Consider the following 15,314-nt stretch of genomic DNA (forward strand, 5'->3'; position numbering starts at 1 on the left):
TACACAATACTTTAAATTTTAAATTGCTGCTGCCGGGAAGATTGTTTTGCATATCAATAAAATAATAAAGTTATTTATTGTGCAGTATAACTCTTAAGCAGAGCTGAATAAAAAAGCAGGAATTTTAGGGCTTTTGCTCAAATAAAAAGGACTCATTTGAGTCCTTTTTATACATTTTATGTCTAATTGATAAACGATTGATGTACAACTGTTTATAAATTAATCCGGTTATCCATACTGTTATCAACATAGATATCCATAGAGTTAATCACAAAGTTATCCACAGGGTGCCGATAACTTATCCAGTTTTATTAGGTATTCACGGCACCGACTTTGGCCAGTTCGGCACGCATCTCATCAATCACAGCTTTATAATCCGGTTTGCCAAAAATCGCTGAACCGGCCACAAACATATCGGCACCGGCTTCGGCAATTTCACGGATATTGGCCGGGCCAACACCACCATCAACCTCAAGGCGAATATCACGGCCTGAAGCATCAATGATCTGACGCGCCTGACGTAATTTTTCCAGGGTCATGGGAATAAATTTCTGGCCACCAAAGCCCGGGTTCACACTCATCAATAAAATCTGGTCGACTTTATCCAGTACATAATCCAGATAATGCAGTGGTGTTGCCGGGTTAAAAACCAGACCCGCTTTGGCACCGCCCGACTTGATCAGTTGCAGCGAACGGTCAATATGATCTGAAGCTTCCGGATGAAAGGTAATAATATCGGCACCGGCTTCCAAGAAGTCGCCAATCATGCGGTCCACCGGAGAGACCATTAAATGCACATCAATTGGCGCTTGAATTCCATAGTTTTTCAGGGCCTTACATACGCCTGCACCAAAGGTGAGATTGGGTACATAGTGATTGTCCATGACATCAAAGTGGACAACATCAGCACCGGCTTTAAGCACTTTTTCTACTTCTTCGCCTAAACGGGCAAAGTCTGCAGAAAGAATAGAAGGCGCAATTAAATATGGCTTGGACATGGGAGACCCTGGCTAAGTATTTGAGTGACTGCGCCATTATAACAAATTGTCTCCCGCTCTGGGGCGGCAGATGGCCACCTGCGGCAAGATTGCAAATCTACAACGCTGTGTTGCAACACGCGGCTTTGTCTGGGCGCTCTTTTCTCTTAGACTTAAGGCTTACTGAACAGGATTTTTCATGAAACGTTATAGTCATATTGCCACCCCACAAGCGGCCCGTCTGGCCAAACGCCTGGGTAACCACTGGAAACACAAATTTGAAGTACAGGAAACAGCACAGGAACTGCGTATTTTGATGCCGAGCGCGACCATTGTGTTACAGCCTCAGCCTGATGCGCTCTATACCGAAATTATTGCTTTAGATGAACACACCGACCTGAACCGGCTGGAACAGGTGGTGCTGGATCATCTGCAACGCATGGGACAGGAACAGTTAAGTGCTGACTGGCAGCAGGTCGATTAAACCTGCTTAGATCTGCTCATTTTACTTCGGCAGATTGCTTGGCTTCAAAGGCCTTCACCGCCTCAATACGTTCCTGTGTGGCCGGATGGCTTTGCAGGAAATCCCAGACTGATGTGCCCTGCTCGCTTTCGCCGCTTTCATCCGCCAGCCGTTGTAACAGGTTGGCATAATGGATGGTTGGCACCTGCTTGTGCTGCATGGTGGTTAAGGCATAATGATCGGCCTCGGCTTCAAAATTACGCGAATAACTGGCACCTACCAAAGCCAGAGGCAGGCTGGTCATTAAATCGGAGCCATCACCGGTAATCGCAATCAGGATGACCCCAAAACCTAAACTGGCCAGCGCCTGTTGCAGACTATGCCGCTCGACCAGATGACCCTGCTCATGTGCCAGCACCCCCAGAATTTCCCGGTCATCCTGTGCCAGCTCAACCAGTTCATCGGTCAGAATAATAGTATTGTTGGGAATCGCCACCGCATTGGCACCCAACCGATTCCCTTCTCGAAACAGCAGTTTCGCCGGCCGGTCTTCTGCCACCAATGCCTGATACTGCTGTAAAATTGCCTGCTGGCGCGCCGCACTTAAACGGCTTGGACCCGTCATCTCCAGCACATAGTGTTCTGCTTCATTGCCGACACTGTTCAGGGTGGTTTCCGGTAACTGATTGGCCACCACATGCGAGGCCCACGGAATGCCCCACTTCACCGTGGCAAAGGCCAGCGCCACAATAAAAATGGTGCTAAACAGAATCAGGCTGGGGGTACGCTCCAGCTTCCAGATCGACTGATAAATATTCTTTTGCTGCAGCTGAAACCAGTCCGGTAAAGGCTGCTGAAACTCCAGACGTGCATCATCCTGGAGTTCAATTACCGGCTGGATACGGCCCAATGCGCCTATCAGCAGCATGTCCTGATAACGATAACGGCGCTGCAAGGCAAAGTTTTCACCATACTGGACCCAGATACTGTCTGCATCGGCTGCCAATACCTGAGCAGTATAAGGCTTGGCACTCTGACCATCATAAAACACGGCTTCAACCGTCATCTGTTGCATCAGTGCTTTCCTTATAAAGACACATCAATATCAAAGATATCGCTGATTTCTTCCGCAATCGCGCTTGGATCACCCTGTAACTGGTTCATCAGCAGGTCCGGATCATTATTTAAATGCAGGCTTAAAGACTCCACCTGATAGCGATATAAACGGATTGCCGCCCACGGCGTCATAAGGCCAAGGGTTAAAATTTTCACAATCCAGTTGCTGAGCACAATCCAGGCATAGCGCCACTGGTTGCAACTAGTCTGAAACTGGCTGCGACTGAGGGTGGTATTGTTCCAGCTGGTCATAAAAATCCGCGCCAGCATTAATGGCCAGATGAATAAAGCCGCCAGCAGATAGATGCCCATAAAAATCCAGACATACTGCACCGCACTCAGACTGGAAAAATCGGCCAGCAAGGCCAGTACCAGCGCTGCCGCTCCCAGCAAGCCGATAAACAGAAACAGCGGCACATACATGGCGCGCATATAGGCCGGCCAGTCGGCCTGTAATTTAAACTGTAGCTGTCCCGCATAAAGATGATCGAGGCAATAACGCTTATACAGCCAGATCAGCACCGGGAAAAATATGCCCAGGGTCAAGATATACACCAGAATCCCTTTTAAAAATTCGATATAGGCTTTTTTGCTGGTGCCAGAAAAGAAAAAGCGGCTGTTACCAAATTTACTGTTACGTGCATTAAAGCGGATGGTAGCCCGAATCAGCCAGGGTACCGCCAGATACAGAATCAGCACCCCAATCAAGGTAGCGCGTACCGAATAGTTGGATAACAGTGAAATGGCCAGATACAGGCCAATCGCAATCAGTCGACCAATTAAAATCTTGCTCGGCACACCGGTAAAGTCAAAACGGCGCTGGATAAATTCGGTATTGCCATAAAAATAGCGCAAGCGGCGTACTTTGGCCCATGGCGCATACAGTCCCAGCGTGACAATAATCAATAGAATATTGACAATCCAGATGCCGAAATATTCCATGGCAGTGCCATAAAAATGAAAAGGGTGGCGCTGTCCAAGCAGCTGCGGTTCATGTGAATCAAGCACAAGTGCCGGCGGCAACTGGGTCTGTTCCTCTGCGGTAAAAGTCGGATGTATATCTTGGTTTTGCATATCAGGCCTTATAATTATTTTTTAAAATAAAGACACGGTTAAAAATTAAAAAAGCAAAAATTCACAGGCCGCTTTCACCCTGTATCAGGTCGAAAGCGGTGTTCTGCGCGATGGATTATATTAGGATTGTAATTGAACTGCATGAAATTGCAGATGATCATCGATAAAACTTTGAATAAAGTAATAACCATGATCATAGCCAGCATGTTCACGTAAGCTCAGCGGCTGTCCGGCCTGCGCACAGGCGGCCTGGAACAGCGCGGGATTCAGCTGGCTATAGAACTGATCCTGCAAGCCCTGATCAATTAGAATATCGGCAAATTGCTTGCCTTTTTGCTGGACCAGTGCGGTGGCATCATGCGCTTGCCAGCCTTGACGATCATCGCCTAAATAAGTACTAAAAGCTTTCTCGCCCCACGGGCACTGGCTTGGTGCACAAATCGGCGCAAAGGCAGAAACTGATTTAAATTTTTCCGGATATTTAAAGGCTAGCGTTAACGCACCATGGCCGCCCATACTGTGGCCGAAAATACCAATGCTGTCGGTTTGCACCGCAAACTGTTCACACACCAGCGCATACAGCTCTTCTGCAACAAACTGTTCCATCTGGTAATGCGCTGCCCAGGGTGCCTGGGTTGCATTAATATAAAAACCTGCACCCTGCCCGATATCCCAGTGATCGCCCTGCGCCACCTGCTCACCGCGAGGTGAAGTGTCCGGGCTAATCAGAATAAAGCCCAACTGTGCCGCCAGACGCTGGGCATGCGCTTTAATTGCAAAAGTTTCTTCCGTACAGGTTAAACCCGCCAGGTAAAAGAGCGCCGGACAGTCCTGACCGGCCAAGGCTTGTGCCGGCAGAAAAATACCAAAACGGCTTTCCCCGTTTAAGCTGCTGGAATTAAAACGGTAAATTCGCTGTTCGCCATCAAAGCATCGATTGTTCTGTATTAATTCCATCGTCTTATCCTGTTTTAAGGGCTGTCTAAAGTTAAAGGCATTTCATTTGGCTGCGCCACCATGGCTTGCGGGAATAAACGCTGCTCCAGTTGCGGCAACATCAGCTGCATGTTCTTGCCCATCGACCATTGCGGTTCAGACGGTTCAAAACCTTGTGCCTGCTCCCATTTTGCCACGGTCAGCTTGGCCTGTGCAAAAGCCTCGGCAAAGCTGTTATTTTCACGCATGGCCTGATCAAAGAAAGCCCGGCCAAAATAGGTATAATCGGCTTCGTTAGAACAGCCGAATGAAGCGCGATCTGCGGCCGATGCGGTAATTACCAAAGTATTGTCATTTTGCAGGGCCGAAACAAAACTGCCCGAATAACAGGCCGAGATCACAATTACGCGCCAGCGGATACCGGATTTATCCAGCGCATCGCGCAGCCATTTTGGATCAACCTGTTGCAGTTCCAGCGGCGCATTTTCCATTTCAAACTGGTTCGGCAAGCCATGTGAAGTCATGTATAAAAACAGCACATCGCTTTCCGGATTCATCTGCTGGCCTATACGGCGCAGTGCCAGTTCCATACTGGTGCGTGAGGCAATCGGGGTGACATTGCGTGTCATCGGGTTATTGACCAGAATCATCGAGCGGCCAAAAGTGCCAAAGCGGGTATCGAACTGTTCCCGAATCCGCTCGACTTCGGACATAAACACATCCTGATAACTGGCCCCGGCCACGCCCAGAAAATACCAGTGTGATTGTGCAAATTCACCATACTGAATCTTCTCCAGCGCCTGATTCAGTATCTTGCTTTGTGCATAAAAGGCTTCTTCGCTAAACGTCGGCGGGACCTCTTCCACCTTCCAGATTGGCTGGCTCTTGACCGACATCTGCCACACCACCAGGGTAAACAGCGTGGCCAGAACAATCAGCGCACGTTCCCACCACGGCCATTTCAGTTCACGGGAAAATACCCAGACCACGGCCAGACTCTGCCAGACAAACAGCACCATAAAAATCAGTGGCAGATAGTCATAGAACACATAAGGCAACACATCAATCATGCCCAGATATTGGATCAGGCTTTGCAATAAGGCGATGTGGGTGTCTAACACCAGCCACAGTAAAGCCGGTACCAGCATAAGGCGTGGATTATTAACGCGCTGGGACAGGAAAATCCCGACAATTAAGGCAATAAACGGCCATAAGGCATAACTGACCAGACCTTGCGGGTTAAAATCACCGGTTTCACCGGCGCTGAGCCAGCTAAATAAAGTGTTGGCCAGACCGCCTAAAATGCCCCAGAAAATCAGTTGCAAAATGGAAGGACGGACAATCTGTAAAGATCGGCGCGAACCAAAAAATAACCACATCCCCGCTGTTTGGTTGCTTTTAAAATCATGCCAAAAATTGATGGAGGGTTTAAAATCGATCATAAGATTGTCGTTAGCAGTGGCTCGCTTTGTGCAGACTTAGTTTATGCCTGATGTCATAATTATCAATGCTCTTTTTAACTATATAACAAATCTTTGCCCAGTTTTGAAGCGATTACCCGTTTACTTTGGTCGCGTCCTGCTGGAAGTAGGCATCGAAGCGGCAGGCATCTCCCGTCCATTGATGATCCGGTGTTTGCCCGGCCAGATACACCGCCAGACGTGGTCGCTTGACCACCACACGTTTGGCGATTTTTTGCGCCAGCGGTAGCAAGGCATCGCCCAAATCCATTTCGCCATGTTCCGGCAATAACAAATGCAGCAGCTGCATCTGCTTTTTGACCTGCGCCTGTTTTTTTACCGCCTGCTGGTTCTGGTCACGCTGTGGAAACATCGGGTCCAGATACACTACATCAACAGCCTGCCCTGCTTCTGCCTGCGCTTTTAAGTAATCAGCCGAATCAGAAAAGACCAAGTGGATGCGTGCGGCAACCTTGCTTAAAAACGGGTCCTGTAGGGCGCGCTGGTAGCTATCTTCCAATAAACTAAACAAAATTGGATGCCGTTCCACCAGCGTCACCTCAGCACCAAGATGTGCCATTAGCAAGCTGTCATGGCCCAGACCTGCAGTTGCATCAGTCAGCTGCGGTTTTTCCGCCAGGTTACAGGCACGGGCTAGCATTTCTGACTTTAATGACGCGCGTTTTAAACGCGGAATCTCAGTCTGCCAGTCTGGCTGCATTTTCATGCCCAGCGCACATAGCCACAGGCCATCGGCATCAACGCACAGCGCCATCTCCGGATGCAGTCTTAAAAAACGTGCATTCAGTTTGTCGATGACATCAATTTGAAGGGTAACCCCACGTGAAGAAAGCACAGCCTGATAGTGCTGTGCTTTCTCAAAAAATGCGGGTTCGGTATAGCAGCGAAGTTCGCTTACCATAAGGTCCAGCCTGTATATGCAAAGAGTAAAATCAGAAGGCCTGACACAATACGATACCAGGCAAAAATCATAAAGTCGCGTTTGGCCACATAGGCCACCAGCGCACGAATTAAGAGTAATGCAGAGATAAAAGAAACGATAATCCCGACACTCAGTACGGTCCAGTCCTGGGTGGTCTGGAAGACATCATAACTTTGATATAAATCTAGCAGGCCGGCGCCAATAATCACCGGAATCCCCAGAAAGAACGAGAATTCCGTCGCTGCTTTACGCGATACGCCCAAGAACATCGCCCCAATAATGGTCGCACCCGAACGGGAAGTGCCCGGAATTAAAGACAGTACCTGAATCAGACCAATCCAGATCACATCTTTATAGGTCAGGTCTTCAACTTCCTGCGCCCGTACTTGAGGTGGATGTTTCTCAATCCAGATAATGATCAGACCACCAATAATCAGGCCAATGGCCACGGCGATATCATTAAACAACATCGCTTTCACGGTTTGCCCGAAAGTCAAACCAATCAGCATAATCGGCAGTGAGGCTAGAATCAGGCCAAAGCCCAGACGGCGTCCGGTTTCTTCGCCGGTGAACATGCCGGTGGCTGCGCCCCAAAGCCGGGTCCAGTATTCATAAATCACTGCTGCAATTGCCCCCATTTGAATGGCAATTACAAAAACATCACTTTTTTCTTTGGTCCAGAAGTTCATCAGTTCTGAAGCCAAAATTAAATGGCCGGTACTGGAAATTGGTAAGAATTCTGTGATTCCTTCAACAATTCCCATAATTGCCGCTTTCAGCAGCAGTAAAAAATCCATAGAAAATCCTAGTTATGATTTGCCTTGTTCTGGAATTTTTTTCCAAGCATTATCCCGCAAATACACTGGTAATGCGTATTCCGCACTGACCCATGCTTCACGTTGGGCCAATACGCGTGCAATGGTAGCAATATCTTGCGCCGTTGCACTTAAGTCTTTGTATTGTGTTTGTTCTTGTTGCAATAAGGTTGAACCTGAGCCTACCAATGGGTACTGCGCTACGGCCGCCGCATCACTATAGCCCAATAACTGTTCTTCGCTCACCGGCTGCATAATACCTTCTGCATCTAACTGGAAACTGGCGATATAGACTTCATTCATCCGCGCATCCAGCACTGCCGTTACCGCGCTTAAACCTGCCAGCCGATAAGCCGCTTGCGCCAGCGCCTGCAAAGTCGATACCGGAATGACCGGTAAATCATGTGACCAGGCCAGCGCCTGTGCCACTGCGGCATTAATCCGCACGCCACTGAATGAGCCCGGGCCACGGCTAAAGGCCACTGCGGTTAAATCGACAGTAGCCGTTTCGGTCTGAGCAAAACCTTGCTCAATCATCGGGAGAATGGTTTGGGTTTGTGCCTTGGCGCGCTCATCCAACTGAAAAAACAGTTCCTGCGTGTCATTTACAATCGAAACGGAACACTGCTCATTGGCAGTTTCCAATGCCAGTAACTTCATGCACAACCTTAAAATTAAATTTTAAAAACTGGCCGCTATCATACTCCACTCCTAGACACTAGGCGAGAACTTCACCGGCTTTCACACAGAAAAAAAGCCAGTTTCAAACTGGCCTTTAGGTATCTTAAAGTTCGACTTTTTCCAGTTGCTGGAAATGCTTGAAGTGCTCGGCATAATGTAAGGCGCTCAGTTTCAGGCGGGCTGCCCCTGCTTCATCCAGGGTTTTTACAATCTTGCCGGGAGAACCCATCACCACCGAATTATCCGGGATGACTTTGCCTTCCGGAATCAGCGCATTGGCGCCAATAATACAGTTTTTCCCAATCACGGCATGATTCAGCACCACCGCGTTAATACCAATCAGGCTGTTATCGCCGATGGTACAGCCATGCAACATGGCCTGATGACCGATAGTGACATAGTTACCAATCTGCATCTCAATACCCGCATCGGTATGCAGCACCGCATTTTCCTGGACATTACTAAAATCTCCAAGACGAATCAGGCTGTTATCGCCACGCACCACCGCGCCAAACCAGATACTCACCTGCCGGCCCAGCTCGACCTGACCAATGACCGTTGCGGTTTCGGCGACCCAACCATCCCATGGTTGATGTAATGCTTTTGGGGCAATGCCCTGAAATTTATACAACATTAAAATTCCCTATTTAGATGATTTAAATCGAAACGTCGGTGAATTCAGTAAAAATGGCCATTCTTTTTGATAATCCAGCCCATACTGAAATAAAGCCACCAGCATCCGTGCAGTTAATCCCCAGACAATCTCATTTTCAACGCGCATGCTGGGAAAATATAAGGACTGATGGGCATAGCGCACCTCATATGGCACCGGCGGCGCTTCCATCAGATTTTTTAAAGAGGCGAAAAAAATACGGTCAATTTCGGTCGGTTGCGCTGACAGCTGCACCTCGGGTGGAATCAGGCCGACAATGGGTTTGACCAGCATGCCATTACGCGATTTTTGCATTGGCAAATCGCCAATCAGTTCCACATCAAAAGGATTCAGCGCGGTTTCTTCCTGTGCTTCGCGCAGTGCCACCACAATATTACTGGTATCCTGTGGATCGCGCTTGCCGCCCGGGAAAGACACCTCACCGGCATGGCTGTTTAAATAGGCCGAGCGGCGAGTCAGCAGGACTTTCGGCTGAGCTTCATCGGTAATCGCAATCAACACGGCCGCATGCGCCTCACGCATACTTCGCGAGAAGCGTAAGCGCTGTTGCAATTCCTGTGTCAATGAATGCTCTACCATCTTTTATTATCCTGATTGCCTGACTTTCATCATAGCTGAAATTCTGGGCAAAAGGATAGAAATGATGCCAAAGTTCATTTTTTCAGTTATGCTGATCAGCAACTTTATCGTTGATGCTGAATATGAACTTTTGCGGAACGTGTGGACATAAAACAACGGAAAAAATTCCTTTAGGCGATCATCAGTTACGCCGTGTTTGCAGCCATTGTGGCAGTATTCATTATGTGAATCCGAAAGTGATTTGCGGTGCTTTGGTGCTGTGGGAAGATCAGGTGTTATTATGCCGCCGTGCCATTGAACCGCGTTATGGACTCTGGACCCTACCTGCCGGTTATATGGAACTGTTTGAAACCATGGAACAAGGCGCGGCACGTGAAACCCGTGAAGAAGCAGAAGCGGAAATCGAGATTGAGCAGCTGTACTGCATGTACAACATTCCACGGATTGGCCAGATTTATGTGCTGTTTAAAGCGCAGCTGATTGAAGGTCAATTTGGGGCGGGTGAAGAAACTATTGAATCGCGTCTGTTTAGCGAAGATGAAATTCCATGGGCAGAACTAGCCTTCCCAAGCGTGGAACATACCTTAAGACATTATTTTGAAGACCGCAAAAACCAGCATTTCCCGACTCATCTGGAAACCTTAGGTACGCGTTTGGATCATACTGGTTAACAATAAATATCCCCGCCAAGAAAAAGCCCATCCGTAGATGGGCTTTTGTATTTTAATGAATATATTGCTGTTACTGGATACGCACCTGTTCCGGGTTATAACAGTCCGCCACTTCGATGCTCACGGTTCCACCGGTGAGTTTAGCCAGTTCTTTATCGGCATCCGTAGCATTGTTGCTATCCTGATTGGTAAAAGTCTTGAGCTGCAAGGTATACAGGTTACTCCATGACACGGTATTGTTGCCGGAGAAGTCACTCAGGCTAATCCGGGTCGAGGTATGATTGACCAGATTACCCATATTCAGCCGCGCACCACCTACCACCATGGCCTGCTCGCCCTGGGTATTGTCAACCCGGGTATTCAGACCAATTACGGCACCATTCAGCTGGTTAAAGACCGGATTGGCCAGAATCATCCGCAGGGTAATCGCCTGATTGCTCAGATCGGTTGCTCCCAGCACACCAATACGATATTGCGTGACATTATTACTATCCACAATCTCTGGCGTGCTGCTATCTGTAGCGACTGCGCAGGTCCCCGACAGATCGGTTGCGGTCGGATTTGGGCCAATATCGGTACGGATATTACCCTGCTCATCCAGCACAATCCCGAGCTTAATTGCTGGCGCGGCATTATTAGCAAAATTGAAATTCAGAGTGGCATATAACGGGAAAATATAACGCTCACCCAAGGCCACATTTTTCGCCGAAGTAAAAATCCGGTTATCCAGGAAATTCACCTGAAAATATTTATAGATATCCAGTGAGCCCTTAAACTGATCCGTGCCAATAGTCTGGGTCCAGCGGCCATATTCTTCCGGCTTTCCTGTCGGGAACTTGGTCAGGGTTTTATAAATGCCTTCGGTGCCGGCAATCATATAATCGTTATACAGTTTCCCCTGGGTCACGGTAAAATCTTCAGTCCGGTTACTGTTGATGCTAAAACGATAAGGCCCCTGGATCGTTTCATTCAGTGGATTAATCCAGTTATTTTGTGCCGCTGCGGTCATCAGTTCCGGACGGACACGTTTCAAGAAATCGGCCGTAATGGTCAATAACGGGTTTTCATTACTGGTCGACATGGTTCCACGCCACTGCATGCCATAACCGAAAGTATAACCCGAGCGATCGGTCATCAACTGGAACTGGCCAATCAGGTGTCTTAAGGTATTCGAGTTCTGTTTACAATCATCCTGATTACAGCCATATAAACCTTGTGGTAAGGTCGAACCCTCCACAGCCAGTACCGGATAGTTGGCCTGATAAGAGGCAGAGTTGGTCATATAAACCAGGGTTTTCAGCGCGTCAAAGGCCTGCGCATCACTGACGGTGCTCAAGTCAACCCAAGGACTTAACTTGCTGACATAGGCACCGGAACGGTAATCCTCCAGCGTCACCGAACCCAAAATATCATCCAGCTGTTCTTTTTTTAGCGCAGAAATATAAAGTGGCTGCACATCACCGGCAATGGTCGGCCGTTCTTGGTTCTTGGAACTTTCAATTGATAAAGCCTGTAAAATACGTGTAATTGCCTGTGCCACTTGAACAGTTGAATCCGATGGGGTCAGTTCGGTTGCGGCCTGTCCGGTTAAGCCACTGGCAATATCCAGCAGGGTTAAACGCGGCAAGCTGGCACTGACCGAATTGGCCAGACCAATATCAGCTAGGCTTACTGTCCCCAGATTAATTGATTTTTCTGTTTTTTCCTGAATAAAGAAATGGACTTTATCACCGGCACTACATTTACCGGTGGCGGCATTGGTGGTTGGCGCAATCAGGGTAATATAGGTTTTGCTTGGATCACTGCTACAGGTGAAATTCAGGCCATCCACCGGATAATCCAGGGCAAACTCCACACAGTTTTGCCCGCTAACACAACTGCCATTAATTTCCGACACAATATTCGGCTCTGGAATGACATTGGCACTTTCACCACCACAGCCACTGAGTGCCATCATCAAAGCGGTACTGCTCAAGGCTAAAATATTTGATTTCTTCATCCTGATGTCTCATGTTTTTTATTGATCTAAGGCAATAATTTTCAATTGGCCCTGATTACTTAACTGGCGGTTTTCCATATCGATTGCCGATGCCAGCGGGGTTAAAAGAAGATAACGGGTTTGAGCCGGCAATTGAATCACCCCTTCCACCTGCTCATGTTGCAATAAGGTGGATTGAGTATCCTGGCTCTTGTAGCCGCCTGCACCTTCAATCACACAGCCTTGCGCATCCAGAAAAACGGCAAAAGGCCAGTAAAATGTAGGTTGCCGGGTTTTAGAAGCGTATGAATTCACCTGAAGATGGCGTAAATCTCCCTCCAGCTTCACCACCTCATAATCAAATTCATCTGTTAATGGTGCACGTGGCCAGAGATTAACGTCTTTCTGTACGGCCAGGGTCTTGGCATGTTTAATTTTTTTATTGTTAAAACAGGACTGGCCTAAACTGCTGATGGCATCGGCCTGTGCAATACGATAATAAGTCGATGACAGCACCATTGGCTTGACACTTTCTGGCTGGCGTTTCTTGAACAGGCGATCCAGCACCGATTGTCCGACTCCTTTTTCACGTTCTACCACCTGCACCCGGGTCGCACCACCGCCCAATTTACTGTCAACTACGCCTTCCGGCATCATATAAAAACGCTTTTTCCCCTCCAGGTTAAATTCACTGTGTTCCAGGTATTCATTATTGACGTACTGCTCCCCTTCCATTTCGGTAAAACCGGAAGATGAAGTACGGTCTGGTTGATCAGCTTGCACAGTCTTCAATACTTTCTGAGATTCAGTTTGCGGGATGACAGATGTAATCGTTGGAGATGATGAAGCTGATACCGGTTTTGTGGTTGCCGATACAACTGGTGTGACGACAGGCTGTTCCACAACTGCTGTATCTGGTGTTTTTTGTGGGATACTTTCTGTGAGTTTTACCGTAGTGACTGGTTGAGTCGGTACAGTACTAACTGTGGGTACGACTGCAACAGCAGGAGCTCTGACAGGTTCAGAAACGGGAATTTGCGCTTGCGGCTGCGCCGGATTCAAAGCAGAGGATGCTCTACTTTGTGCCTGCGTTTTGTTTACCGGCACAGCTTCTTTTTTCGCGGCCGGCCGGGTTTCGGCCTTACGCTGTACCACCATCGGCCGGCCATCCGGGCCAATAATGGTATAAAACTCATTGGCATAACTTACACTGGCCGAGCCCAAAGACAGCGCCCAGAGTGAAGACAGGCAAATCAAGCCAGATAAACGCTTTGTCACTTTTACCATCGTGTTCTATAGCTCAGACCTAAAATTGTAATGTTGCTAGCGGTTTTGACATTCAGTCCCGCATACGGGTTGAGTAATAAGTTATTCACCCCTTCTTTGTTGGCTAGGCTACTGGTATTGGCTGGAATTTTGTCCCGGCTTTGCAGAAAGCCGATCGATAAATCCAGGTCAGTATCGGCATCAAAACGATAGCCCACACCTAAACCAAACAGACGTGCATTATTAATGGGTACCATGGTATTACGCTTGTCATCTGGAATCGCACTGGTTCGTGGTTCATAACCGGCACGCAGCTTTAAACGGTCGGTAGCAGAATATTCAATCCCGATGCCCCAGCTCCATGGTGACTGGAAGCCCATCGGCAAGGCCAGTGAGCTGTCAGAGACATGTTCAGACAATAATTTGGCAATTTTCAGGGCAGAAATCTGGCGGTCAAATTCAAACTTGAACTTGTCCCAAGCAGCATAATCGGTCCAGCCGACATCAAAGTTCACCTGTAAATCTGGCATTACCTTGTATTTAATCCCGGCCTGGAAATGCGCTGGATATTCAAAATCCATCGCCACCAGCCCTGACTCACTGGCCGGAATATAGTTCGGGAAGCCTAAAATTGCCGCCAAAATTTGCCCGGTTGGGGAAGACATCAAGCCTTTAATCAGCTCACTCGGCGCCTTGGCATTATCAATATGATATTTACCTTTGAGCCGCATTTTGGCGGAGCTTTGATAGACCATACCAAAGCTGAAATCTTCACGTGGCTCCCATAACACCCCGAGGTTATAGCTTGGGCTCAGACTTTGCTCGACGGCCAGATCCATTTGTCCAAAACGACCAAACGGATTCATGCCTTCCTGTGCGTTACAAATCCCCAGCAACAGAATATCGGTAATAATATCGGAGTTTTCTTTAAACGGGGTGCAGACGACTTCATCAATCATCCGCAGCATCCCGATCAGGTCATTCGGGAAACGCAAGTCGGTATTCATGGCAATGGCCTGGTAGGACATTCCCACCGATGCCCCGACTGATAGCTCATCATTGACCTGATAGGCAATTGACGGTGAGAGATAGGTAATCCGTTCCAGTGCCACCTGCTGCCCCATGAAGTTACCTGGGTTGCCATCTTCAGCACCAAAACCGGCAATTAACGGCGCATACATCGCAGTAGCAAAGGTGGTTTTAGACCCCGGCGGATTGTAGGCAATCCCTGCTGTTGGTGCGGCCAGTGGCATGCCTTCACCCAGATCAACAAACTTTTTCAGTACCGGCACATACAGCGATGCATATTCCACATCACCCGATACTTCACCTTTAAAGTCGGTACAAAAGTCAGCCAGAATTTCCGGTCCATCATGACAGACCAGTGGATCATCGGAATAACCAAATACGTTATAGTCGGCTGGCGCAGAAAACTCACGCTGTACATCAAAGTGCGCCAGCACCCCTTGTACATCGGTTTGCAAGCCTTCAATTTTGGTTAAGGCTGCCGGGTTAAAATGGATGGCACTAATGCCCGGTGGATCTGCCGTGACCGCGTTCCCCATGGTCAGGGAACGGATATCGACAGACAGGTTTTGTCCCAATTGTGCAAAAGCAGCACTCGAACAGCCCGATAAGATCAGCGCAGACACTAACGGGCGAAGTCGAATTATTTTCATACG

15 protein-coding genes are annotated in these 15,314 nt (G+C 48.2%); 2 read left to right on the top strand and 13 right to left on the bottom strand.

Features of this window, described 5'->3' with window-relative positions; genetic code table 11:
- Positions 1–311: 311 nt before the first annotated feature.
- Complete coding sequence (gene rpe, locus FTU69_RS12255; RefSeq protein ID WP_005179885.1) at positions 312–998, bottom strand: ribulose-phosphate 3-epimerase; 687 nt, start codon at positions 996–998, stop codon at positions 312–314.
- Between the two features lie 178 nt (positions 999–1,176).
- Here rpe and FTU69_RS12260 point away from each other — a divergent pair, with 178 nt between their 5' ends.
- On the top strand, positions 1,177–1,461 hold the full coding sequence (locus FTU69_RS12260) for a DUF2218 domain-containing protein (protein WP_180103957.1): 285 nt from the start codon (positions 1,177–1,179) through the stop codon (positions 1,459–1,461).
- A 16-nt stretch (positions 1,462–1,477) separates the two neighbouring features.
- On the opposite strand, the gene FTU69_RS12265 is transcribed toward FTU69_RS12260, so the two are convergent.
- The 9 genes from FTU69_RS12265 to FTU69_RS12305 all read right to left on the bottom strand — a co-directional run bounded on the left by FTU69_RS12265 (position 1,478) and on the right by FTU69_RS12305 (position 9,717).
- A complete protein-coding gene (locus FTU69_RS12265) occupies positions 1,478–2,515 on the bottom strand; it encodes a M48 family metallopeptidase (RefSeq protein WP_180054899.1) in 1,038 nt (345 codons plus the stop codon).
- Positions 2,516–2,526: 11 nt separating this feature from the next.
- A complete protein-coding gene (locus FTU69_RS12270) occupies positions 2,527–3,630 on the bottom strand; it encodes a YjgN family protein (protein ID WP_180103958.1) in 1,104 nt (367 codons plus the stop codon).
- Between the two features lie 120 nt (positions 3,631–3,750).
- Entirely contained in the window at positions 3,751–4,587 is an 837-nt protein-coding gene (gene fghA / locus FTU69_RS12275; RefSeq protein WP_180103959.1) for an S-formylglutathione hydrolase, read from the bottom strand.
- A gap of 14 nt (positions 4,588–4,601) precedes the next feature.
- Positions 4,602–6,008 carry a C13 family peptidase gene (locus FTU69_RS12280; protein WP_035363274.1) on the bottom strand — a complete coding sequence of 469 codons (1,407 nt, stop codon included), beginning with the start codon at positions 6,006–6,008 and terminating at the stop codon, positions 4,602–4,604.
- A 112-nt stretch (positions 6,009–6,120) separates the two neighbouring features.
- Complete coding sequence (locus tag FTU69_RS12285; protein WP_180103960.1) at positions 6,121–6,948, bottom strand: class I SAM-dependent methyltransferase; 828 nt, start codon at positions 6,946–6,948, stop codon at positions 6,121–6,123.
- Entirely contained in the window at positions 6,942–7,766 is an 825-nt protein-coding gene (locus FTU69_RS12290) for an undecaprenyl-diphosphate phosphatase (protein ID WP_180074605.1), read from the bottom strand. The genes FTU69_RS12285 and FTU69_RS12290 overlap by 7 nt, the downstream gene beginning before the upstream one ends.
- Before the next feature lie 12 nt (positions 7,767–7,778).
- Positions 7,779–8,444 carry a tRNA (adenosine(37)-N6)-threonylcarbamoyltransferase complex dimerization subunit type 1 TsaB gene (gene tsaB / locus FTU69_RS12295; RefSeq protein ID WP_180103961.1) on the bottom strand — a complete coding sequence of 222 codons (666 nt, stop codon included), beginning with the start codon at positions 8,442–8,444 and terminating at the stop codon, positions 7,779–7,781.
- A gap of 124 nt (positions 8,445–8,568) precedes the next feature.
- Entirely contained in the window at positions 8,569–9,096 is a 528-nt protein-coding gene (locus tag FTU69_RS12300) for a gamma carbonic anhydrase family protein (RefSeq protein ID WP_163143421.1), read from the bottom strand.
- Positions 9,097–9,108: 12 nt separating this feature from the next.
- The gene (locus FTU69_RS12305) at positions 9,109–9,717 is read right to left on the bottom strand and encodes a CoA pyrophosphatase (RefSeq protein ID WP_005179902.1); all 609 of its coding nucleotides are present in this window, start codon (positions 9,715–9,717) and stop codon (positions 9,109–9,111) included.
- Between the two features lie 122 nt (positions 9,718–9,839).
- Between FTU69_RS12305 and FTU69_RS12310 the strand changes: the two genes are divergently transcribed.
- Entirely contained in the window at positions 9,840–10,388 is a 549-nt protein-coding gene (locus FTU69_RS12310) for an NUDIX hydrolase (RefSeq protein WP_104470910.1), read from the top strand.
- A gap of 70 nt (positions 10,389–10,458) precedes the next feature.
- On the opposite strand, the gene FTU69_RS12315 is transcribed toward FTU69_RS12310, so the two are convergent.
- The 3 genes from FTU69_RS12315 to FTU69_RS12325 are packed head-to-tail and all read right to left on the bottom strand — an operon-like array spanning position 10,459 to position 15,311.
- Positions 10,459–12,387, bottom strand: coding sequence for a flagellar protein FilF (locus FTU69_RS12315; RefSeq protein ID WP_180103962.1), 1,929 nt, complete (start codon positions 12,385–12,387; stop codon positions 10,459–10,461).
- Between the two features lie 18 nt (positions 12,388–12,405).
- Entirely contained in the window at positions 12,406–13,653 is a 1,248-nt protein-coding gene (filE, locus tag FTU69_RS12320; RefSeq protein ID WP_005179905.1) for a putative pilus assembly protein FilE, read from the bottom strand.
- Entirely contained in the window at positions 13,647–15,311 is a 1,665-nt protein-coding gene (locus FTU69_RS12325) for an OmpP1/FadL family transporter (RefSeq protein ID WP_016659496.1), read from the bottom strand. Before FTU69_RS12325 ends, filE begins: the two co-directional genes overlap by 7 nt.
- Positions 15,312–15,314: the final 3 nt, after the last annotated feature.

The organism is Acinetobacter sp. YH12134, from assembly GCF_013418555.1.
GTDB lineage: Bacteria > Pseudomonadota > Gammaproteobacteria > Pseudomonadales > Moraxellaceae > Acinetobacter > Acinetobacter indicus.